Source organism: Rhizobium johnstonii 3841, assembly GCF_000009265.1.
Classification (GTDB): Bacteria; Pseudomonadota; Alphaproteobacteria; order Rhizobiales; family Rhizobiaceae; genus Rhizobium; species Rhizobium acaciae.
On record NC_008380.1, the window covers coordinates 5,016,385 to 5,039,325 of the forward strand.

Here is a 22,941-nt window from a genome sequence, read left to right on the forward strand (position 1 = left end):
CGGCCTAAAATCATCCGCATCTAGGGATCAATTCGTCTGCTTGGCGCCGAGGGCGAAGGTGTCGGCGAGCACGCGATAGACGTCGCTCTGTTCCATGTAACCATGGAAAGCTTCGGCACCCGGACCAGCCGACTGCAGGACGACATCGTCGGCTGCGTGGACGCCACTATCGCCGCTCTTCGGAATATTGCCCTGAACGAAGACCGCGCCGGGAACATCCTTATACTGTTCGTTGGCGACATATTCCTTCTTTTCGTTCTGGACCGCCGGAACGAACGGACCATCGAGCTTCGGACGGAAGGTCTCGTAGTGATCGGGGCCATTGTTGGCGCTCAGGAACAGGCGGCGGCTGACGTCGATCTTATCGGGATAGCCGTCGCCGTTTTCGTCCTTGTAATTCGGGAAGCCGGCTTCGGCATAGATCCCGACCTTTTCGCGCATTTCCGTGCCGGGCTTTTCATCATCGACGGTACCGATGATGGATACGCCATGTGTGTGGTCGCCTGTGACGACGATCAGCGTGTCCGGATGGGCCTTCTGGAATTCGCGGGCAACGCCGATGGCCTGGTCGAATTCGATGGTTTCGATGACGGCACGATCCCAATCGAGCGGATGGGACATTTTGTCGATCGAGGAACCTTCGACCATCAGGAAGAAACCATCAGGATTCTTGGAGAGGCGGTCGAGCGCAACCTTGGTCATGGCGACGAGGCCCGGCTGGTTCGGGAACTTGTCGACGGTACCCTTCTTCAGGAACTCGCGATCAAGCGTGACGTCCATATTGCCGGTGTGGAAGAGACCGAGGAGATTGCCTTCAGCCGATGCATTGGCTGCGAGTTCGTTCTTGTCGGTGGCAAGCTTGTAGCCGGCATCCTGGAACTGCTTGATGTAGTCCTGATTATCCTTGCGCTTGGAGCCGGCGACTTCCTTGCCGAGGAAATAGGCCGAGCCGCCGCCGAGGAGGACTTCCGGCTTGACGTCGAGCAGCATGCCGACGACGTCGGCCTTGTCGTTGCGGTTGCGGGTGTGAGCAACGACCGCAGCCGGCGTGGCGTCTTCGACCTCGGCCGTTGCAACGATGCCGATCGACTTCCTGGTCAGGCGGCGAACGGCTTCTGCGAAGGTTTCAACACGCGGATCATCGAGGGAGGCCGGCGTACGGTCCGCGTAAACGCCGATCGCGTTGACGGCCGTCTTGTGACCCGTCATGTAGGCCGACATGGTGTTGGCCGAGTCCGTATCGACGGCATTCGTCGCCGACGTGCCGATAAAAGCCATACGCTCGAGATCATCCATATTCAGGCGGCCATTCGCCTTACCTTCGGTCATGCCCTTGGACATGATGCGGGCAGCGGTGCGATGCGCAACGGAGAGGCCGTCACCCAGCAGGAAGATGATGTTCTTTGCCTTCGGCTGGGCCGCTGTTTCGTAAACCTTCCAGGTGACGGACTTCGTTTCGTCGCCGGCGGCCACTTCGATCTTGTAGTCGCCAGGAGCGGAAATCTTCAGGCCGCGCAACAGGATAGCGGAACCGAGAGCCTTGTCGTCCTTGCCCTTTTCCAGTTCGACGAACTGCGCCTCGCCCCCAAGCACGGTCTTGTAGTCCTGGCCGTTGACCGTGATCTTCACGTCTTCGAGCTTGACCTGCTTGTTGAGCTCGACCTTGAAATCGAACGGCGAACCGGCAAGGATCGTCGCGCGATCAAGCGGATAGACCGTCGTCGCCTGAGCGGCGCCCGCAAGGATGGTGGTGGCCGCAAAGGCGGCAAGAAGCGTACGCATGGAAAACCCCCGTTTTCGTTGCAGACATTAACAACCGCGCCGGGATACCTCCCGAGAATGACAGCGGCATGACAAAACGTCGCAGCATTGCGGTCGCCGCTTTCGCCTGCCGGCTCTGAGCGCAAAAACCTTGACTCCTGTGGAAAACCTTCTAAGAGCAACAGCGGAAAAGGAATCTCCATGGTTCGCGACGAACACGCCATTGCCGAATGCAATGACCGGGCACGAGTTGCCGGGGTGGACATTGCCGTTCCGGTTTCTTCCAAAACCAAGGCCAAAACGACGACGAAAACCGTCTGACGTCTCTGGCCTGCCGCTCTCTCCCCGGCTCGGCTGGGGACAGGAAGACGCGATTAATCGCGCCTTTCCCCTCACCGGACAAGAGGAGAGAAGAGAAAGAGAGCTTGAGAAATGGGTTTCAAAGTAGCAGTTGCGGGAGCGACCGGAAATGTCGGCCGGGAGATGCTCAACATCCTCTCCGAGCGAGGCTTCCCCGCCGATGAGGTCGTGGCACTCGCCTCCTCGCGTTCGCAGGGCACCGAGGTTTCCTACGGTGACCGGACGCTGAAGGTCTCCAATCTGGAGAATTACGATTTCTCCGATACCGACATCTGCCTGATGTCGGCCGGCGGCGAGGTCTCCAAGAAGTACTCGCCGAAGATCGGCCAGCAGGGCTGCATCGTCATCGACAATTCCTCGGCTTGGCGCTACGACGCCGACGTGCCGCTGATCGTGCCGGAAGTGAACCCGGATGCCATCAGCCAGTTCACCAAGCGCAACATCATCGCCAATCCGAATTGCTCGACCGCCCAGCTGGTGGTGGCGTTGAAGCCGCTGCACGACTTTGCCAAGATCAAGCGCGTCGTCATCTCGACCTACCAGTCGGTCTCCGGCGCCGGCAAGGACGGCATGGACGAGCTCTTCAATCAGACGCGCGCCGTCTTCGTCGCCGATCCGATCGAGAACAAGAAGTTCACCAAGCGTATTGCCTTCAATGTAATTCCGCACATCGACGTCTTCATGGAGGACGGCTATACCAAGGAAGAGTGGAAGGTGCTGGCCGAGACGAAGAAGATGCTCGACCCGAAGATCAAGGTGACCTGCACGGCAGTGCGCGTGCCGGTTTTCATCGGTCATTCGGAATCGGTCAACATCGAATTCGAAAACGAGATCACCGCCGACCAGGCCCGCGACATCCTGCGCGATGCACCGGGCTGCCTCGTCATCGACAAGCGCGAGGATGGCGGCTACATCACGCCTTATGAATCCGCCGGCGAGGATGCGACCTACATTTCGCGCATCCGCGAGGATGCGACGGTCGAAAACGGCCTCAACATCTGGGTGGTCTCCGACAATCTGCGCAAGGGCGCTGCGTTGAACGCCATCCAGATCGCCGAGCTGCTCGTCAATCGTGGTCTCGTCAAGCCGCGCAAGCAGGCCGCCTGATACCATTTGTAAACCATAATATGCTAAAGCCCTGCTGATGATGAGGCAGGGCTTTTTGCCGAGCCGTAGGCGCCCCTATCCATAAGCGCTTACTAAAAGGTGAGCGTGACAAGATCGCCTTCGGCTGGCATTCTGCCCGGCGTCAGGCCAAGCTGTGCCGCCCGAAACCATGAAGCGGTTTTGGGACTACGACATGGATAGAACGAAGATTTAAAGTGCGTCGCATGGTTCCGATCAACCGCGGCGTGTTTCAGCAGACCGGAGCGGGGTTTCTCATGCGCATGACAACATTCCTTCTGGCCGCGTTTACGGCAGCCTGCGCTCTCCACGCGCTGCCGGCAGCGGCCCAAGGCGCCCAATGCGGCAATAATAGCAGCGGTTTCAATGCATGGGTCGCCGACTTCAAGCAGGAAGCGGCGGCAAACGGCGTCAGCCGCTCGGTCCTCGACCGCGCCTTCGCCAACGTCAATTACAACAGGCCGACGATTGCCGCCGACCGCGGCCAGAAGAGCTTCAAGCTCTCCTTCGACGCTTTCATGCAGAAGCGCGGGGGTGCCACGATCATCTCTCGCGGTCGCAGCATGAAGGCCTCCAACAAGGCGCTTTTTGCCTCGATCGAGCGCCGTTTTGGCGTTCCGGCCGGCCCGCTGATTGCAATCTGGGGCATGGAAACCGGTTTCGGCAGCTATATGGGCAACCAGCATACGCTGTCGGCTGTCTCGACCCTTGCCTATGACTGCCGTCGTACGGAATATTTCACCGATCAGCTGTATGCCGCACTCCAGCTCGTCGCCGAGGGTTATCTGAGCCCACAGGCCAAGGGTGCTGCCCATGGTGAAATCGGCCAGACGCAGTTTCTGCCGCGCAATGTCGTGCGCTTCGGCGCCGACGGCGACGGCGACGGCCGCGTCGACATGGTCGGTTCCCGCGCCGATGCACTGGCCTCGACGGCGAATTTCCTCAAGGGCCACGGCTGGCGCGCCGGCGCCGGCTATCAGCCTGGAGAGCCTAATTTCGTCGCCATCCAGGGCTGGAACGCCGCCAGCGTCTACCAGCAGGCGATCGCCTATATCGGTCAGCAGATCGACGGCAAATAGGCCCGTTGAAATACGCCAAAACGCCGCTGCGATATGCGGCGTTTTTCATATGCGGGAATCAAAGCCGCCGCCGGACGCCGCCTTGCGTCGCTCCTCCTGCACCGGGGCCTGGATGATTGGTCCCGAGACGACGCAATTGCGGCCGGAGGCCTTGGCGGCGTAAAGCGCCAAGTCGGCGCGTTTGACCAGATCCTCGAAGTTCCGGTTGGTGGCTTCATTTGCCCGTCCGGCGCATCCGAAACTCGCCGTCACCTTGAGAACATCGCCGCTCGGCAGGGGGATTTCCGCCGCCTCGATCGCCAGCCGCACACGCCCGGCAACGATTGCCGCATCGTCAGGCGTCGAATCCGGCAGAAGCGCCAGGAACTCCTCGCCGCCATGGCGCACCAAGAGATCGAAGGAACGAAAATTCTCACGCGCGACGCCCGCGACATGCCGGAGCACGGCATCGCCGGCGTCATGCCCGTGAACGTCGTTGATCTTCTTGAAATGATCGAGGTCGAACAGCACGACGGAAATCCAGCGTGATCCGTGCTCGGCCTGTGTGAGAAGTGCGGATGCGGCGACCTCGAAGCCCCGCCTGTTGTAAAGGCCGGTCAGAAGATCGGTCTGGGCCGCGCTGCGCAACTCGCCCACCAGCGTCTCCCGATCCTGGGTCAGCCGGTCGATCAGGCGCAGGCCCTTTGCCGCCAGCAGCAGCACCAATGTGGCGAGTATCAGCAGGCCGGCACACAGCGCCAGGATCCGCGTCAGGTGTATGTGCGAGCGCGTCGAAAGGCTTTCGCCGGTCTCGTGAATATCCTTTGCGGCCTCGATCATCTTCTGCTGCAGGAAGATCATGCGCTCGCTCTGCGCGGCGGCCCAGACGTCATGCACGGCGCGTGTCGGCCGCGATCCGGCGAGAATGGCGTCGGTGATCGCATTCGCCTTTACCTGGCTGCTGCGGCCGAGATAAGCAACGATGTGGCGCACGACCGGCGCGGAGGAATGGAAAACCATGTGATCCATGCCCTCGCCGAGCATGACCTTGCCCTGTACGAAAAGCTCCACCGGCAATCTGGCGGAAGCCCCCTGGTTGAGATAACGGGTGCCGATCCCGGTGATCAGTCTTTCGCCGTAATAGGTCAGCAGGATACCCATCAGCTGGTTGGATTTCTCAAGCAGCACCGGATCGCTGATCAGCGGCGAAAGCGCATCGACGACGGCAAGCTCCTTGAGAGCCGCATACCAGTAGATGGAACCGGGATCGCTGCCGGTATAACGCCCCTGGTCGACGGCGCTGCGCGCCGCGACGATGCGGCTGTAGGCAAGGCTGAGAATCGATAATTCGCCGACGAGCCCCTCGTCGAGCGCATCGCGGGAGGGCAGGCTGGCATAAAAAGCGTGGCGTTCGCGATCCAGCGTCACCCGGCTTTGCTGCATGTCGATGGCAGTCCTGCTGCTGGGGTCTGCGAGGTAGCGGCGGGTGGCGCCAATCTCAGTCAGAATCTCCGTGGCGGCGATCGACCCGCCACGGGCAAGCACATCGGCGAACTGCCGGTCCTTTTCGAGGTTCCAGTATTGATTGACCGAAGAACGTATGACGACGACGCCTTCAATGAGCATGAAGACGAAGGGCAGCATGATGGCGGCCAGGATAACCCTTTTGATGGTTTCGAACTTCATCGCCAATCGCCACGGTGATCAAAACGTCGGTCGTGCGCGACCAATTGACGGCGAGCTTAACAACAATCCTTAAAAAACTGATAAACTGGCATGTCCCTAGATTTCGGGACGAATGAAGTCGCGTGTCTCGGCGTCCATGACCCAGAGTTCACCGGTCGAAATGTCGAACCAGGCACCGTGGAGATGAATCTTTCCCGCCTCCTCGAGCGCCTTGATGTCGGGAAAGCTTCTGAGATTGTTGATCGAATTGCGGATGGAAACACGCTCCAGCGCCGTCTGCCGCTCGGCCGCCGTCATCACGTCGTTGCTCTGGATCTGCTCGGCGGCGGGTTTGACCAGCGACATCCAGCGGCCGATGAAATCGCCGGGCGACAATGGCTCGGCATTCGGATCGAGTGCTGAGCGGATGCCGCCGCAGCGGCCATGGCCCATCACGACGATATCCGAGACCTTCAGCACCTGCACGGCAAATTCGAGTGCGGCCGACGTCGAATGAAAATGACCGTCCGGCTCGTAGGGCGGCACCATGTTCGCGACATTGCGGATGACGAAGAGCTCGCCCGGGCCGGCATCGAAGATCAGCTCGGGTGCCGCGCGAGAGTCCGAACAGGCAATGACAAGCGTATGGGGACTCTGACCGTTTTCGGCAAGCTGCCGATACCTGTCCCGGGCGTCGGCATAACGCCCGTTCATAAAGTTGCGATAGCCGTCCAGAAGGGGGTTTGGAAAACGCTGCATGCTTCTGGATTAGCGCGCGCCGAAGACAAGATCAACTGCTGCACCGCAAAATGAACATATTGGCAGATGCGTCACTTTTTCCGCCGCTGCGCCGGGTGCACGAGCCGGCGCATCTGCACCATGGCCATCGGCGTCGAAAGACTGGAAGCATCGCTTGCCAGCATCAACTCGTTGCTGCCGCGCTTGACGGCACGCGCAAGCACCTCGAAGACGCTGGCGGTGGCAAGCTGCAGCGCCTTTTCGTCCTCGATCCCGGAAAGCAGGCGCGACAGGAAGACGGCGGCGATAAGGTCGCCGAGACCATTCGGCGGGTTGTCGACGACGCGATGCTCGGCAAGAAGGGCGTGACGGCCGGAAAGATAGAGATTGCCGGTACCGCCCGCCATCATCGGCACCGCCGAAGTGACGAGCATGCGCGATGGTCCGAGCGCGAGCGCCGCCTCCATGATCGCGCTGTTGTCTTCGAGGGCTGCCCCCGAAAGCCATGCGAGCTCGTAGCGGTTCGGCGTCGCGAGCGAGGCGAGCGGAATGAGATGGTCGCGAATGGCCTCAGCGGTCGCTTCCGGCACGTAAAGGCCGCCGAGATCGCCCATGACGGGATCGCAGACATAGAGCAGCTCGGGATTGTCTTGCCTGAGCGCGCCAATCAGCCGGGCGACGGAGCGCGCCTGGGCGGCATTGCCAAAATAGCCCGAAAGCACCGCCTTGACTTCGCCGATCCAGGGCGCGCGGATCAGATCGTCGATCGCCGCGTCGAAATCCGTTTCCGCAAAAGTCAGCCGCGTCGAGCGGCCGTGGCCGGGATGCCAGGGCAGCACGATGGTCGGCAGGGCCCAGACCGGATGACCGAGCGTCTCCAGCGCAAAGACGGCTGCCCGGTTTCCGACCGAGCCCCGCACCACATGGCTGGAAATGACGATGACTGCGCCCGCTGCATTTTCCGACATGATATCCAAGATCCGAATGATGACCGCGTTTGATGATCTTTTTGACGCCACGCTGTCAACCATTCTTCATGCGGGCGTGGAAATGTTCGGCGGAACGAAAAACCGGAAGACGGGACTTTCGCTTACGCTTGGCGAAGAAAGCGAAAAATCTCTCATGATTTCTCGTTTCCAGCACCCAAAAAGCGTCAAAACAATCCTTCGGACCTCTCTTTTAGAGATTTTTTCGAAGAATCTTCTGCTAGCTTGCGAAAAATCAGACATTGAGGGAGGCGATCCATGGCTGCCAGAAACAATCCGAAACGGGAAAAGCAGATCGAAAGCGCGCGCAAGATCGCCAAGGCGACGGGCGAGGCGCATCTCGATCCGGAAATTCTCTTCGGCCGGGCAAGCAATGACGATCTCGAACTCTATACGCCGGAAATGCTGGCGCTCTCCGCGGTGCATTCGGCAAAGGAACTCGCCGCCTGGAACGGCAAGGCGCCCCGCGTCGGCATCGACACGATTACCGATGTGACGCCTGATGGCATCGCCGTCTCGGTGCTTTCAGTCACCGACCAGAACATGCCTTTTCTGTTTGAATCGGTCATGGGCGAAGTGACGAGCACCTATCGCGACCTGTTCATGGCCGTGCATCCCATCCTGGTCATGGAAAAGGGCAAGGCGCCAGCGCTTTATTCCGCCGATCACCCGAGCGATCCGGCCAACCGCGTCAGCCATATCCAGCTTCATATTGCGCCGCTCAATTCCACCCAGGCCGCCGATCTCGTCAAACGCATCGAAAAAGTGCTCGAACAGGTCCGCCTCTCGGTGTCCGACTGGAAGCCGATGCTTTCCAAGATCGACGGCGTGATCGCAGAGCTTGCGGCCAATGGCGCCAGCCGGAAGAAGGCCGATCGCGACGAAGCCGTCGCTTTCCTGACCTGGCTGCGCGATGAGAATTTCACTTTCCTCGGCATGCGGGAATATGTCTATTCCGGCAAAGGGGCCGAAGCCAAAGTCGAACGCGACAAGGGTGCTGGCCTCGGCATTCTTTCCAATCCCGATGTTCTCGTGCTGCGCACCGGCAAGGATGCGGTGACGACGACACCTGAGATCCTTGCCTTCCTCGACGGCCCCGACTTCCTGATCGTCACCAAGGCGAATGTGAAATCGATCGTCCATCGCCGGGCCTATATGGATTATGTCGGCGTCAAGCGCTTCGACGCCGACGGCAACGTCACCGGCGAACTGCGCATCGTCGGTCTTTTCACCTCGACGGCCTATACCTCGCTCGCCTCGGAAATCCCGCTGCTGCGTTCCAAGATCGAGAAGGTGAAGGAGCATTTCGGCTTCGACCCGATGAGCCATTCCGGCCGCATGCTCGACAATACGCTGGAATCCTATCCGCGCGACGACCTTTTCCAGATCGACACGACGCTGCTTGCAAGTTTTGCGGAACAGATCAACGACTTGGGCGATCGGCCGCGCGTGCGCGTCCTGCCGCGCATCGACCATTTCGACCGCTTCGTCTCGGTGATCGTCTACGTGCCGCGCGAGGAATACGACTCGATCGTCCGAGAGCGGATCGGCACCTATCTGAAGACCGTCTATGACGGCCGAGTCTCCGCCTATTACCCGGCTTTTCCGGAAGGCGGCGTGGCGCGCGTGCATTTCATCATCGGCCGCTCCGGCGGCAAGACGCCACGCATTCCACAAGCAAAGCTCGAGCAGGTGATCCGCGAGATCACCGCCCGTTGGGACGACCGTTTCGAGGCACTGGCGGGCGTCAAGGCGCCGAAGATATCCGTCGACCAAGCCTTCCAGGATTCCTTCACGCCCGAGGAAACCGTGGCCGACCTCGCCGATATCGGTGCCTGCGCCACCGGCGAACCGCTACGCATACACTTTTACCACCGTCAGGAAGAAGAACAGGGCCGCATCCTTTCCTTGAAGATCTTCCACGCCGGCGGCCAGTTGGCGCTGTCGCGCCGCGTGCCGCTTCTCGAGAATCTCGGCTTCAACGTCGTCAGTGAACGCACCTTCGATATCGGTGTGCCGGTCGCCGATGGAGAAAAGAAACTCGTCGTGCTGCACGATATGGAGCTCGAGGCCCGCAATGGCGGCGAGATCGATCTGCAGCGTTACGGCGCCGCCCTCGAGGAAGGCTTCGTCGCCGCTTTCGCCGGCACGATCGACAATGACAGCTTCAACCGGCTGATCCTTTCGGCCGGGCTCTCGGCGCGCGAGACGAACGTGTTGCGCGCCTATGCGCGTTATCTCCGCCAGGCCGGCATCCCCTATTCGCAGGATTATATTGCGACGACGCTCGACAAATATCCCGGTGTTGCCGCCGCCATCTTCCGTCTCTTCCATGACACGCTCGACACCAGGCTTACCGAGAAAGCTCGCGTCAAGAAGCTTGCCGAACTGCACCAGGCGATCGAGACTGAACTTGCCAACGTGCCGAGCCTCGACGACGACCGTATCCTGCGCCGCTATGTCAATATCGTCGATGCGACCCTGCGCACCAATTATTTCCAGAAGAACCCGGACGGCTCGCCGAAGCCGATGCTGGCCTTCAAGCTTGATCCGCACTTGGTCGACGGTCTGCCGGAGCCGAAGCCCTTCCGCGAGATGTTCGTCTACGGCGTCGAAGTCGAGGGCGTGCACCTGCGCTTCGGCAAGGTGGCGCGCGGCGGCCTGCGCTGGTCGGACCGCGCCGAGGATTACCGCACCGAAGTGCTCGGCCTCGTCAAGGCCCAGCAGGTGAAGAACGCGGTCATCGTGCCGGTCGGCGCCAAAGGCGGCTTTTATCCGAAGAAGCTTCCTGTCAGCGGCAGCCGCGACGAGACCTTCAATGCCGGTCGCGAGGCTTACAAAACCTATATCCGAACGCTGCTTTCGATCACCGACAATATATCGGGCGCCGACATCGTCCCGCCGAAGGACACGGTCAGGCTCGATGGCGACGATCCCTATTTCGTCGTCGCCGCCGACAAGGGCACGGCGACCTTTTCCGATACCGCCAATGCGCTGGCGCAGGAAGCCGGCTTCTGGCTGGACGACGCCTTCGCGTCCGGCGGCTCGGCCGGCTACGACCATAAGAAGATGGGCATCACCGCCCGCGGCGCCTGGGAAACAGTAAAACGCCATTTCCGTGAGATGGACATCGATATCCAGACGACGCCCTTCACCGTCGCCGGCGTCGGCGATATGTCGGGCGATGTCTTCGGCAACGGCATGCTGCTTTCTCCCAAGATCCGGCTCATTGCCGCCTTCGATCACCGCGACATCGTCATCGATCCCGATCCCGATATGGAAAAGACGCTGACCGAACGCCAGCGACTCTTCGACCTGCCGCGTTCGAGCTGGCAGGACTTCGACAAAAGCGTGCTGTCGAAGGGCGCGATGATCATTTCCCGCTCGGCGAAATCGGTGACGCTGACGCCGGAAGCGGTTGCCGCGATCGGCATCGACAAGGCCGTGGCGACGCCCTTCGAGATCATGACGGCGATCCTGAAGAGCCCGGTCGACCTGCTCTGGTTCGGCGGCATCGGCACCTATGTGAAAGCCTCGTCCGAAACAGACACCGAAGTCGGCGACCGCGCCAACGACCCGATCCGCATCACGGCGGCGGAGGTGCGCGCCAAGGTGATCGGCGAGGGCGCAAACCTCGGCGTCACCCAGAAGGGCCGCATCGCCTACGGTCTGAAGGGTGGGCGCTGCAACTCCGACGCCATCGACAACTCGGCCGGCGTCAATACCTCGGACGTCGAGGTGAATATCAAGATCGCGCTGGCAGCCGCCATGCATGACGGGCGCCTGACGCGCGTAAAACGCGATCAGCTTCTTTCTTCGATGACCAGCGAAGTGGCGACCCTGGTTCTGCGCAACAACTACCTGCAGTCGCTGGCAATCTCACTGACGGAACGCAAGGGGACGGCAAATGGCCTGGAGCTTGGCCGCTTCATGAGCGTGCTCGAGGGCGCCGGCCAGCTGAACCGCAAGGTCGAAACGCTGCCGGACGACCAGACCCTGGCCGAACGCTATGCGGCCGGCAAGCCGTTGACGCGGCCGGAAATCGGCGTGCTGGTGTCTTATGCCAAAATCGTGCTCTTCGATGCGCTGGCCGCAAGCGACCTGCCTGATGATCCCTATTTCATCGCAACGCTTTTGAATTACTTCCCCGTGAAGATGCAGAAGTCGAACGCCGGCGATATCGCCAGCCACCGCCTGAAGCGCGAAATCGTTGCGACCGTGCTTGCCAACGAAGCGATCAATCGTGGCGGGCCGAGCTTCACCGTCGCCATGATGGACGCGACGGCGGCGTCGGCACCGGAAGTGGTGCGCGCCGCAATCGTCGCGAGAGACGGTTTCGACCTGACCCGCCTGTGGGCCGAGACGGACGCCCTGGACGGCAAGATATCAGGCGATCTGCAGAACCGCATCTACGAGGAGATCAGCCACAGCTTTATCGTGCTGACGCGCCTGCTGCTGAAAACAGGCATGACCAAGGCCGATATGGTGGAAGTGATTAGCCGGCTTCAGGCGGCTCTGAAGAAGCTGAAAACCGCCTTCGCCGGACAGGTGGCCGGCGAGGTCGCCGTGCGCCAGGCGGAGTACAGCCAGGCGGGCCTGCCCGAAAAACTCGCCGCCGACATCGCCAGCCTCCCGATCTTCGCACTGGTGCCGGAGATCATGCAGATCGCCGAGCGCACCGGCGAACCCCTGGTACGCGCCGCCGAGAACTACATCGCCGTGTCGCAGACCTTCCGTATCGGCAGGCTGCTGGCGGCGGGAGGGCGGATCCTTACCTCAGACCATTACGAGAATCTGGCGCTTGCCCGCAGCATCGACCAGATTGCCAGCGCAAGGCGCGACATCGTCATCTCGGCCCTTTCCGATCACGGCAAGGAAAAGCTGCCCGTTCAAGCCTGGCATGCACAGGATCGTATCCGCATCAACCGTATCCTCGAGGAGCTTTCAAGCCTCAGCGATGGTGGCGATCCCAATCTCGCGCGTATTACCGTTGCTGCAGGTATCCTGACCGATCTTGCGCGCGACCGGGCGAGGTGAGACAGTCCGCGTCAAAACAAGGAGCGGATGTTGAATCGCATTGACTGGACAGGAACGCGACCGCCGAAGGCCACGGAGAAGGGCATCTGGGGGTGGATGTTCTTCGACTGGGCAGCACAGCCCTTCTTTACCGTCGTCACAACCTTTATCTTCGGACCCTATTTCGTTTCCCGCCTGACCGATGACCCGGTTTCCGCGCAGACGACGTGGAGCAACATGGCGACGATCTCCTCGGTGATTATCGCCCTGCTCTCACCCGTTCTCGGCTCGATCGCCGACCAATCCGGCGCACGCAAACCCTGGATCGGCTTCTTCGCAATCATCAAGATCGCCAGCCTCTCCTGCCTCTGGTTTGCCGCCCCCGGTTCACCTGTTGTCTATCCCGTCATTTTCATGATCCTCGCCTCGATCTCGGCCGAGTTTTCGATCGTCTTCAATGATTCGATGATGCCGCGCCTGGTCGGCAAGCACGAGGTCGGCAAGCTCTCCAACACCGCCTGGGGGCTCGGTTACCTCGGCGGCATCATCGTGCTCATTGCCGTCGTGACGCTTTTGGCCGCGAGCCCGGAGAGCGGCAAGACCATCCTCGGCCTCGATCCCCTGTTCGGCCTCGATCCTGAGACCGGCCAGGATGCACGCATCACCGGGCCGATCTCGGCCGTCTGGTATCTGATCTTCATCCTGCCGATGTTCTTCTTCACGCCCGATGTCGGCAAGGGTCTTCCCTTCGGCACCGCGGTGCGCTCAGGCTTGCGGGAACTCAAAAACACGCTTGGCGAGCTCAGAGAGCGCCGCGGCATCCTTACATTCCTCATCGCCCGCATGATCTATCAGGACGGCGTCAACGGCCTGCTGATCCTGGGCGGTATCTTCGCGGCCGGCATGTTCGGCTGGGCGACGATCGAAATCGGTATCTACGGAATCATCCTGAATGTCATAGCGATCTTCGGCTGCCTGATCGCAGGCCGCATCGACAAGGGCGTCGGTTCGAAGGTGACCGTCGTCATCAGCCTCACGATGCTGCTTCTCGCCACCATCGGCATCATTTCGACAGGACCGGGCTACACCCTGTTCGGATTGATGCCGCTGCCGACAGCCGATTCCGGCGGCCTCTTCGGCACGGTGGCGGAAAAGGCCTATATCCTCTATGGCCTGCTGATCGGGCTCGCCTTCGGGCCGGTTCAGGCCTCGTCGCGCTCCTATCTCGCCCGCAGCGTCAACATCGAGGAAGCCGGCCGCTACTTCGGCATCTACGCGCTTTCGGGGCGCGCCACCAGCTTCATGGCGACGCTGCTCTTCTCGCTGGTGACCTATATGAGCGGATCACCGCGGCTTGGAATGGCAACGCTGATCCTGTTCCTCGCCGGCGGGTTGATACTCCTGATCCGCACGCCCTATCCCGCCGATCGCGCATAGGGACGAACCTCGAGGAAGAGCGCCGGCCACCGCCGGCACCCAATCAGTGCCGGAAATGGCGCATGCCGGTAAAGACCATTGCGACGCCGTGTTCGTTGGCGGCATCGATGACTTCCTGGTCGCGCATCGAGCCGCCCGGCTGAATAACCGCCGTCGCCCCTGCGGCGATCATCGACAGAAGACCGTCGGCAAAAGGCAGGAACGCTTCGGAGGCGACCGCCGAGCCATGCGTCATCGGCACTGCAAGGCCAAGCGCCTTGGCAGCCTCTTCGGCCTTCAGCGCGGCGATGCGGGCAGAATCGACGCGACTCATCTGGCCGGCGCCGATGCCGGCCGTCTGGCCGTCCTTGGCATAGACCACGGCATTCGACTTCACATGTTTGCCGACCTTGAAGGCGAACTTCATGTCATCAAGTTCCTGCGCCGTCGGCGCACGCCTGGTGACGACCTTGAGTTCCAGATCCTCGACCATGCCGTTGTCGCGGCTCTGGACGAGCAGGCCACCGGAAACGGTCTTTGCCGTCAGGCCCACGGCACGCGGATCGGGCAGGCCACCGGCAGACAACAGCCGCAGGTTCGGTTTGCGGGCGACGATCGCCTTTGCCTCCTCCGTGACATCCGGAGCGATAATCACTTCGGTGAAGAGCTTGACGATCTCTTCGGCCGTTTCGGCATCCAGTGTCTGGTTGAGCGCGATGATGCCGCCGAAGGCGGAGACGGAATCGCAAGCGAGCGCCCGCCGATAGGCCTCGACCAGGCTCGATCCGGTGGCGACGCCGCAGGGATTGGCGTGCTTGATGATCGCACAAGCCGGCGCCTTCTCGGGCAGGAACTCGGCGACGAGCTCGTAGGCCGCATCCGTATCGTTGATGTTGTTGTAGGAGAGCTGCTTGCCTTGGAGAAGAGCGGCCGTCGAAACACCCGGACGCTTCTCGCCGGTCACGTAGAAGGCGGCCTTCTGGTGCGGGTTTTCGCCGTAGCGCATCTCTTCCTTCAGCGCACCGCCGATGACCCGGTGGCGCGGCGTGTCGATCGATAGCGTCTCGGCGAACCAGTTGGAGATCATTGCATCATAGGCGGCGGTGCGGGCATAGGCCTTGGCGGCCATGCGCTGGCGGAAGGTATAGGCCGTCTTGCCGTCATCTGCGGAAAGCTGCTCCAGCAGCTCGGCATAATCGGCCGGATCCGTCAGGGTCGTCACATAGGCATGGTTCTTGGCCGATGCGCGGATCATCGCCGGACCACCGATATCGATATTCTCGACGGTCGTCGGATAGTCGCCGCCGGCTGCGCGCACTTCCTCGAAGGGATAGAGGTTGATGACGGCGAGGTCGATGCCCTCGATGCCATGCTGTTTCATTGCGTCCTGGTGTTCGCTGTCGTCACGGATCGCCAGCAGGCCGCCATGCACCGTTGGATGCAGCGTCTTCACACGCCCATCCATGATCTCCGGAAAACCGGTGATTTCGGAAACATCGGTGACGGCAAGACCGGCAGCAGTGATCGCTTTAAACGTGCCGCCGGTCGAAAGCAGACGCACACCTCTGGCAGACAAGGCGCGGGCGAGGTCGACGATCCCGGTCTTGTCGAAGACGGAGATGAGCGCGGTCTTGATTTCGACCTTGTCGGGGGCGGGGATCTTCTTGGAAATGACGGCCATGAAACCTTCTCCGTTCGGGCTTCGGGAGGACATCCGCAAAGGATGTTCGCATGCTGGCGCCGCGTTAGCACAGGTTTGCCGCCGCGCAAACAGGCGTCAGAGCATGACGCCAAAAAGCACGAGCCATTTTTGGACGGTATCGTACTTTACTTCCTTGATGTGGATGCGATCCCAATTTTGATCGCTTGGCTCAAAATCATCCGCTTCTAGGCTTTGCGGGACAAAAACCAGCGGATTTCCGTCTTCTCGGCAAGATCGAAATCGATCTCGATCTGGTCCGAGCCGCAGATGCCGGAGCTGTCGGCAAAGAAGATGTCCTCGGCGATCAGCACTTCATTGCCGGGTGCGGAAAACAGCCAGCTTTCGCCGTCCGGCGCCGTCAGCAGCACGGACTCACCGTCACTCTGATGCAGGACGATCGAAGGATGGATATGAAAACGGGCGACGGCCTTCAGCGGCTCGTCACTTTCATATCCTTCGCGGACAACGAGCCGGTCGCGCCCGGTCACGATTGAGCCGGCGGCATTGAGCGTCAGCTCACGCTCGTGCATCACCCCGAACACCCTGACATAACCGTCATGGCTCAGCTTGATGCCGTCGCGTCCGTCCTCGGTTTCGGCACGCTCGACGGTGATTGTCCTCACCGGTTCGGTGATTGCGTGGTTCAGGAAGGGCGAGGGCGAAAAACGGCTGGACGAGGTGTCGTTGAGGATGACGGTCGAATGCGCCGCCGTTGTGCGCGCCATCTGGACATAGCGGTGCCCGGCAAATTTCGGCGAACCGGAATTGACGATGAAGCGATGGCGACCGGACGACATCTCGAAGGAGAGGCTGCCCGCATGCGCAGTCCGCAGCGCGCCGCCCGAAGGCGGCGTGCCGGTATCTGCTATGATCACCGTCTTGCCCCCCGAAAGCCGCTGATAACGCGAATGCGGTAAAGCCTTGAACGGCTGACCGGCTGTCTCGTCATATCGCAGCACGGACATCAGCTCGTTTGCAAGCGTCGATGTCGCCCCGTTGAAGAGCGCCAGGTCCCCGTCCTGATGGCGAAAGAACCGCAATGCCGGATAGATGCGGTCTATGCCGGAGATCAGCTTCTGCGGCAGCTCATGACCGAGATTGACATAGGTCTGCCTGAGCGGCAGCAGATCGAGCAGCAATTCCAGCCCGACGCGCGGATTGCGCGACACATGGCCGCCATCCGGCAGAATCTGGCTATCGAATTCGCGATCGAGCGCCTGCGCCGCCCTTCTGAGCGTAGATGCGCGCGCCGGCATGGCGACGGAGGCCATGGCCAGCGCGATGCGCAGCCGAAACAGCTCTAGGCCGCCGAGAGTAAACGGCGCCATCCGATGCAGGAACCTCACCTGGAACGCCAGCGACTTCATGAAGCGGCGATAAAAGCCGCGGTCGGCATTCTGCAGTACCACCGGCGAATGCGACAGCCAGGCGATAACGCGTTGGGCGGTGACGTCGGTTTCCCAGGCAATCCCCTCCATTCGACCGGCATGGATGGAAAGCCAGCTGTCGACAATCGCGCGGGCGGCAGCCGAATTACGCTCCGTCTTGTTCGCCCGCATATGCCGCAGCCAGCCGAAGCTGTGAAGACGGATCGCGAAGGGGCGTGAGGGCAGGGTGAAGGTGAAGGGCGACTTTTCGTTGGTTTCCAGCATGCGCCCGGCCAGGAGAAACCGTCCGTTGAGGATCTCGTCGGCCACATGCGGATCGATGCTGCGCAGATCAGTCGGCGCAACGATCAGACGCTCGGGCACTTTGATCGAATGACGAAAGAGTTTCAGGCGCAGCAACGCGACGCGGCGCAAGGCGCGCCGCCAAGCCTCCCGAACATACATGCTCGCAAAACGCCGACCGGACTGCATATTCTATTGTCTATTGACCCTCGTGGTTAAGAATAGGTGAAAAGCGGCCGATTTCATCGTCCACAATGAATTAATTCGTGACAAGGTTCGAATATACTCAAATTAACGCGTTTCACCTGAAATCATGCCGGCGGTTTTGGAGAACGGCATGCGTGACACGAGGCTATGAAGCACCTCGTATAATCAAGGCTCGCCGCGAGCGCTCACGCCTTGCAATCAGCCCAGACGCCGCAGCACCGCCGCATAAAAGCCGTCGAGGCCGGAGCCAATGCCGTCAGGCATTTTCAGCATGGTGGGAAGTGTGCGGAACTCGCCGAGTGGCGTGATTGCCGCCTCAAGGCCCGGCCAGTCACCGGCGCCGATCGGAACGCGTTCGACCGCATCCGTATCGGAAAGAACACGGGCGACGACGTCCTCACCCTCGACAGGATCGAGCGAACAATTCGAAAAAACCAGCGTGCCGCCCGGCTTCAGCAATGTCAGCGCATGCCGCAGCAGCCGTTCCTGCAGCGCCGCCAGCCTGGCGATATCCTCAGGCCCCTTGGTCCACAACACGTCAGGGTGCCGGCGTGTCGTGCCGGTAGAAGAGCAGGGCGCATCGAGCAGGATCGCATCGAAACGCTCCGTCGGCCCGAATGTCGTCAGATCTGCCGCAATCGTCTCCGCCTTGAGGCCGAGCCGGTCGAGATTCGACCGCAGCCGTCTCAGCCGATTTTCCGACTGGTCGAGTGCGGTGACTGCGCCGCCGGCAAGGATGAGCTGCGCCGTCTTGCCACCGGGCGCGGCACAGAGATCGGCGGTGCGTTTGCCCGCGAGATCACCGAAAAGCTTGGCCGGTATGCTTGCCGCCGCATCCTGCACCCACCACGCGCCCTCGTCGAAGCCCTCGAGCGAGGGGATGCCGCCGTCGAAGGCGGCGAGACGAATACCGCCCGTGGGCAAAACAACGCCGTTCAGCCGCTTCGCCCAGCCTTCGGGATCGGACTTGACGGTCAGATCGATTGCCGCCGGTTCGAGCTGGGATTCCGAAATCGCCAGCGCCGCGTCCCGGCCATAGGCCTTTTCCAGCCTGGCGATGAACCAGGCCGGCATCGGCGCGACCTTGCCGATGTCGGCAAGCACCTGCTCCTTCTCGCGGCCGAGCCGGCGGAGGATGGCATTGACCAGCTTGGCAAAACGACGATTGCGCGGATCCTGATTGGCCTGCTCGACGGCGAGATCGACGGCCGAATGATCCGGCACGTCGAGATATAGGATCTGTGCTGCCCCGATTGCGAGCACGTGATGCAGCGCCCTTGCGCCCTCCGGCAGCGGCGAATCCAGCAGCCCGGCAATCGCGGCATCGATGCGCGGCAGATGGCGCAGCGTCGTGTTCAGGATGGCGCGGACGAGCGCCCGGTCGCTTTCGCCGAGCGCCCTATAGGCCGGATTGCCGTGTTCATGATCAAGAGCGCCGTCGAGCGGCAGCTTGCGGTCGACGACGGCAGCAAGAATTTTTGCCGCCGCGGCCCGGGCCTGCAGGCCAAGCTTATCAGGAGCAGATCGCTCGGTGGAGGGCTTACGCTTGCGGAATGGCTTCTTCGTGCCGTCTGAATTCAAGACCACGGACCTTTTGGCGGTTGCGAACCACCGCGACCAAGACCCGTATCCGGAACAGAGCGCGATTTGCGCGACGGATTAGCAGCACGAGCCGGCGACGTCGAGACATTCATGCCGCTTTGCGCCATGTCGTGCAAAGCGGCGATGCGGTTTTCCGTGTTCGGATGCGTGGAAAACAGATTGTCCATGCGCTCGCCGGAGAGCGGATTGATGATGAACATATGCGCTGTCGCCGGGTTGCGCTCGGCATCCTCGTTCGGTACATGGGCAGCGCCGCGGGCAATCTTGCCGAGCGCCGAGGCGAGCCAGAGCGGATTGCCGCAGATCTCGGCGCCGCGGCGGTCGGCAGAATATTCGCGCGTGCGGCTGATCGCCATCTGCACCAGCATGGCGGCGAGCGGCGCCACAATCATCGCGACGATGACACCGACGAAGCCGAGCGGATTGCTGTTGTTCTCACGGTTGCCGCCGAAGAAGAAGGCGAAGTTGCCGAGCATTGAGATCGCGCCGGCAAGCGTTGCCGTGATCGTCATCGTCAGCGTGTCGCGGTTCTGAATGTGGGCCAGTTCATGCGCCATCACACCTGCGACCTCCTCGGCAGACAAGGCGCTGAGCAGGCCGGTCGAGGCGGCGACGGCGGCATTTTCGGGATTGCGGCCGGTGGCGAAGGCATTCGGCTGCGGGCTGTCGTAGAGATAGACCTTCGGCATCGGCAAGCCGGCATTGCGGGCGAGATCGCGCACGATCCGGAAGAATTCCGGCGCATTGCGCTCGTCGACCTGCTGCGCACGATAGGCCGACAGCACCATCCGGTCGGAATTCCAGTAGGAGAAGAAATTCATGCCGGCGGCAATGACGAACGCGATCATCATGCCGGCCCGACCGCCGATCAGGAAGCCGACAAACATGAAAAGTGCCGTCATGAAGGCAAGCAACATGGCAGTGCGAACGAGGTTCATTGCGAATCTCCATCTCCGATTTCGGCGTCACAAGCTTTCAATCCCGGCACCGGCGCATTATGATTTGGTTATTCATCAGCCATTTTCAATATTTCCGGCAGGAGACGGCCATGCAGGACGCCGATAACGACAACAGCGAGACGCCGATGGCCGAGGGATCGGAGCCGTCGCGCAAGATGCTGTCCCCGGCTGCCAGACGCGCCCTTGCCGAAGCCGAGGAGCGGCGAAAGAACCAGAAGCCGCTGGAGCTGCCGCCGGAGATCGGCGGCCGCGGCGGAGCCGAGCCGGCGCGTTTCGGCGATTACGAAATCAATGGCAGGGCGATCGATTTCTAAACCAATATTTGCTGTTGGCTTCCTCGGTCGCAGCAGGATGGAACCAAGAATCCGGCTAACGATATTTTGGGCGACAGGTATTTCGGCCGCATATAGCGGGCCGACAAACCATGCATCGAATACGCGGAAACAAAAGAGCCGCCCCGGAAGAAGCCCGAAAGGGGGCCGGAGCGGCTCGACATATCAGGCGGTCGCCTTGTTCTGCCGGTTGGCGATAAGATCGTCGACGACTGCCGGATCGGCAAGGGTCGAAGTGTCACCGAGAGCACCGAAATCGTCTTCGGCGATCTTGCGCAGGATGCGGCGCATGATCTTGCCGGAGCGGGTCTTCGGTAGGCCGGGCGCAAACTGGATCTTGTCGGGCGCGGCGATCGGGCCGATTTCGGCCCGCACATGTTTCACCAGTTCCTGGCGAAGCGTGTCCGATCCCTCGTGGCCGGACATCAGCGTCACATAGCAATAAATGCCCTGGCCCTTGATCGGATGCGGGTAACCGACGACTGCGGCTTCCGAAACCAGATTGTGCGAGACGAGGGCGGATTCCACCTCCGCCGTGCCCAGCCGGTGGCCGGAGACGTTCAGCACGTCGTCGACGCGGCCGGTGATCCAGTAGTACCCGTCAGCATCGCGCCGGCAGCCATCGCCGGTGAAATACTTGCCCTTGTATGTGGAGAAATAGGTCTGGATGAAGCGCTCGTGATCGCCATAGACCGTGCGCATCTGGCCCGGCCAGCTGTCGGTGATGCAGAGATTGCCATCGGCCGCGCCTTCCAGCACCTTGCCCTCATTGTCGACCAGCTGCGGCTTGATGCCGAAGAACGGGGTCGTCGCCGAACCGGGTTTCAGATCGGTGGCGCCAGGCAGCGGCGTGATCATATGGCCGCCGGTTTCCGTCTGCCACCACGTATCAATGACGGGGCAGCGCTTGTCACCGACGACATTGTAATACCATTCCCAGGCCTCTGGATTGATCGGCTCGCCGACCGTGCCGAGCAGGCGCAGCGACGAGCGCGAGGAGCGAGTGACGAAGTCGTCACCGGCACCCATCAGCGAGCGGATCGCCGTCGGCGCGGTATAGAAGATGTTGACCTTGTGCTTGTCGATGACTTCCCAGAAACGGCCCTGATCCGGGAAATTCGGCACGCCCTCGAACATCAGCGTCGTCGCGCAGTTCGCAAGCGGCCCGTAGACGATATAGGAATGGCCGGTCACCCAGCCGACATCGGCCGTACACCAGTAGACATCGCCGTCGTGATAATCGAAGACATATTCATGCGTCATCGCTGCATAGACGAGATAACCGGCGGTCGTGTGCAGCACGCCCTTCGGTTTGCCGGTCGAGCCTGACGTATAAAGAATGAAGAGCGGATCTTCCGCCTTCATCTTCACCGGCGGGCATTCCGCCTTCACCGTGGCAATTTCTTGGTGATACCAGAGATCGCGGCCGGGAGCCCAGCCGGTCTTGCCGCCGGTGCGGCGAACGACCAGCACCTTGGTGACATTGACATACTGGCGAGCGGCGATATGGATCGCCGTATCGGTATTGTCCTTCAGCGGCACCGGCTTGCCGCCGCGCACGCCTTCGTCACAGGTAATGACGAAGGTGGATTCGCAGTCGACGATACGCCCCGCCAAGGCCTCCGGCGAGAAACCGCCGAAGACGACCGAATGCACCGCGCCGATGCGGGCGCAGGCGAGCATCGCATAGGCGGCTTCGGGAATCATCGGCATGTAGATGGTGACGCGATCGCCCTTCTTGACGCCGTGCTTCTTCAAGACGTTCGCCATCCGGCAGACATACTCGTAGAGCTCGTTATAGGTGACCTTCTTATCGACATAGGGGTTGTCGCCCTCCCAGATGATCGCCACCTGGTCGCCATTCGTTTTCAGATGGCGGTCGATGCAATTATAGGAGACGTTTGTCTGACCGTCCTCGAACCACTTGATCGAAACCTTGCCGGTAAAGGAAGTGTTCTTAACCTTGGTATAGGGCTTGAACCAGTCGATCCGCTTGCCGTGCTTGCCCCAGAACTTGTCCGGGTTCTCGACGCTTTCCTCGTACCATTTCAGGTACTTTTCCTTATCGATCAGGGCGCGCGCCTTCACCGGCTTCGTGACCGGATAGATCTTCTCCGACATGCAACTCCTCCTCATGGGATATGCGACGGGCCGCGTCAGCTAGGTAGTGGCCCGGACTGAAATCACGGCAATTCATAGCAGTTCGCACCGCCACGGCAATTAGACGAAGGTCATTTCATTTCGGAAGAATTGCAATTCTGCGACAGTGCGGTTATATAGCGCCATATTTCCCGGACATTGTGGTGACAATCCACGGACCGCGACCGGCGCGGACGATAGAAGG

The 22,941-nt window shown here is 61.0% G+C and carries 15 protein-coding genes; 6 read left to right on the plus strand and 9 right to left on the minus strand.

Features of this window, described 5'->3' with window-relative positions; translation table 11 throughout:
* Positions 1-27 precede the first annotated feature (27 nt).
* On the minus strand, positions 28-1,782 hold the full coding sequence (locus RL_RS24250) for an alkaline phosphatase (RefSeq protein WP_011654044.1): 1,755 nt from the start codon (positions 1,780-1,782) through the stop codon (positions 28-30).
* Positions 1,783-1,869: 87 nt separating this feature from the next.
* On the opposite strand from RL_RS24250, the gene RL_RS41155 reads away from it, so the two are divergent.
* The 3 genes from RL_RS41155 to RL_RS24265 all read left to right on the plus strand — a co-directional run bounded on the left by RL_RS41155 (position 1,870) and on the right by RL_RS24265 (position 4,325).
* Positions 1,870-2,082, plus strand: a complete 213-nt coding sequence (locus RL_RS41155; protein WP_011654045.1) for a hypothetical protein — start codon at positions 1,870-1,872, stop codon at positions 2,080-2,082.
* A 111-nt stretch (positions 2,083-2,193) separates the two neighbouring features.
* Positions 2,194-3,228 (plus strand): aspartate-semialdehyde dehydrogenase, encoded by a 1,035-nt coding sequence (locus RL_RS24260; protein WP_003543997.1) that lies wholly within the window; start codon positions 2,194-2,196, stop codon positions 3,226-3,228.
* Between the two features lie 275 nt (positions 3,229-3,503).
* Positions 3,504-4,325: a lytic murein transglycosylase gene (locus RL_RS24265; RefSeq protein WP_011654046.1), complete on the plus strand. Its 822-nt coding sequence runs from the start codon at positions 3,504-3,506 to the stop codon at positions 4,323-4,325.
* Positions 4,326-4,370: 45 nt separating this feature from the next.
* Here the strand turns inward: RL_RS24265 and RL_RS24270 are convergent, their stop codons facing one another.
* From RL_RS24270 to pdxY, 3 genes are all read right to left on the minus strand, one after another.
* Positions 4,371-5,990, minus strand: a complete 1,620-nt coding sequence (locus RL_RS24270; RefSeq protein ID WP_041936520.1) for a GGDEF domain-containing protein — start codon at positions 5,988-5,990, stop codon at positions 4,371-4,373.
* 96 nt (positions 5,991-6,086) lie between these two features.
* Positions 6,087-6,728 (minus strand): carbonic anhydrase, encoded by a 642-nt coding sequence (locus tag RL_RS24275; protein ID WP_003544008.1) that lies wholly within the window; start codon positions 6,726-6,728, stop codon positions 6,087-6,089.
* 71 nt (positions 6,729-6,799) lie between these two features.
* Complete coding sequence (gene pdxY, locus RL_RS24280) at positions 6,800-7,675, minus strand: pyridoxal kinase PdxY (protein ID WP_028742679.1); 876 nt, start codon at positions 7,673-7,675, stop codon at positions 6,800-6,802.
* 276 nt (positions 7,676-7,951) lie between these two features.
* Here pdxY and RL_RS24285 point away from each other — a divergent pair, with 276 nt between their 5' ends.
* Positions 7,952-12,730: an NAD-glutamate dehydrogenase gene (locus RL_RS24285; protein WP_011654049.1), complete on the plus strand. Its 4,779-nt coding sequence runs from the start codon at positions 7,952-7,954 to the stop codon at positions 12,728-12,730.
* 27 nt (positions 12,731-12,757) lie between these two features.
* Positions 12,758-14,146 (plus strand): MFS transporter, encoded by a 1,389-nt coding sequence (locus RL_RS24290; RefSeq protein ID WP_011654050.1) that lies wholly within the window; start codon positions 12,758-12,760, stop codon positions 14,144-14,146.
* 43 nt (positions 14,147-14,189) lie between these two features.
* Here RL_RS24290 and purH read toward each other — a convergent pair whose 3' ends face one another.
* The 4 genes from purH to htpX form a co-directional block, all read right to left on the minus strand.
* A complete protein-coding gene (purH, locus tag RL_RS24295) occupies positions 14,190-15,806 on the minus strand; it encodes a bifunctional phosphoribosylaminoimidazolecarboxamide formyltransferase/IMP cyclohydrolase (protein ID WP_011654051.1) in 1,617 nt (538 codons plus the stop codon).
* 206 nt (positions 15,807-16,012) lie between these two features.
* Positions 16,013-17,686, minus strand: coding sequence for a heparinase II/III family protein (locus RL_RS24300; protein WP_011654052.1), 1,674 nt, complete (start codon positions 17,684-17,686; stop codon positions 16,013-16,015).
* Between the two features lie 216 nt (positions 17,687-17,902).
* The gene (locus RL_RS24305) at positions 17,903-19,291 is read right to left on the minus strand and encodes an RsmB/NOP family class I SAM-dependent RNA methyltransferase (protein WP_028742683.1); all 1,389 of its coding nucleotides are present in this window, start codon (positions 19,289-19,291) and stop codon (positions 17,903-17,905) included.
* Positions 19,282-20,244 carry a zinc metalloprotease HtpX gene (gene htpX / locus RL_RS24310; protein ID WP_011654054.1) on the minus strand — a complete coding sequence of 321 codons (963 nt, stop codon included), beginning with the start codon at positions 20,242-20,244 and terminating at the stop codon, positions 19,282-19,284. Before htpX ends, RL_RS24305 begins: the two co-directional genes overlap by 10 nt.
* Before the next feature lie 110 nt (positions 20,245-20,354).
* Here htpX and RL_RS24315 point away from each other — a divergent pair, with 110 nt between their 5' ends.
* Positions 20,355-20,579: a DUF1674 domain-containing protein gene (locus RL_RS24315; protein WP_011654055.1), complete on the plus strand. Its 225-nt coding sequence runs from the start codon at positions 20,355-20,357 to the stop codon at positions 20,577-20,579.
* 183 nt (positions 20,580-20,762) lie between these two features.
* Here the strand turns inward: RL_RS24315 and acs are convergent, their stop codons facing one another.
* Positions 20,763-22,718, minus strand: a complete 1,956-nt coding sequence (acs, locus tag RL_RS24320) for an acetate--CoA ligase (protein WP_011654056.1) — start codon at positions 22,716-22,718, stop codon at positions 20,763-20,765.
* Positions 22,719-22,941 lie beyond the last annotated feature (223 nt).

Coding starts and splice junctions, on each gene's coding strand:
- RL_RS24250 (WP_011654044.1), bottom strand. CDS start 1,782: ATGCGTACGCTTCTTGCCGCCTTTGCGGCCACCACCATCCTTGCGGGC.
- RL_RS24260 (WP_003543997.1), top strand. CDS start 2,194: ATGGGTTTCAAAGTAGCAGTTGCGGGAGCGACCGGAAATGTCGGCCGG.
- RL_RS24265 (WP_011654046.1), top strand. CDS start 3,504: ATGCGCATGACAACATTCCTTCTGGCCGCGTTTACGGCAGCCTGCGCT.
- RL_RS24270 (WP_041936520.1), bottom strand. CDS start 5,990: ATGAAGTTCGAAACCATCAAAAGGGTTATCCTGGCCGCCATCATGCTG.
- RL_RS24275 (WP_003544008.1), bottom strand. CDS start 6,728: ATGCAGCGTTTTCCAAACCCCCTTCTGGACGGCTATCGCAACTTTATG.
- pdxY (WP_028742679.1), bottom strand. CDS start 7,675: ATGTCGGAAAATGCAGCGGGCGCAGTCATCGTCATTTCCAGCCATGTG.
- RL_RS24285 (WP_011654049.1), top strand. CDS start 7,952: ATGGCTGCCAGAAACAATCCGAAACGGGAAAAGCAGATCGAAAGCGCG.
- RL_RS24290 (WP_011654050.1), top strand. CDS start 12,758: ATGTTGAATCGCATTGACTGGACAGGAACGCGACCGCCGAAGGCCACG.
- purH (WP_011654051.1), bottom strand. CDS start 15,806: ATGGCCGTCATTTCCAAGAAGATCCCCGCCCCCGACAAGGTCGAAATC.
- RL_RS24300 (WP_011654052.1), bottom strand. CDS start 17,686: ATGCAGTCCGGTCGGCGTTTTGCGAGCATGTATGTTCGGGAGGCTTGG.
- htpX (WP_011654054.1), bottom strand. CDS start 20,244: ATGAACCTCGTTCGCACTGCCATGTTGCTTGCCTTCATGACGGCACTT.
- RL_RS24315 (WP_011654055.1), top strand. CDS start 20,355: ATGCAGGACGCCGATAACGACAACAGCGAGACGCCGATGGCCGAGGGA.
- acs (WP_011654056.1), bottom strand. CDS start 22,718: ATGTCGGAGAAGATCTATCCGGTCACGAAGCCGGTGAAGGCGCGCGCC.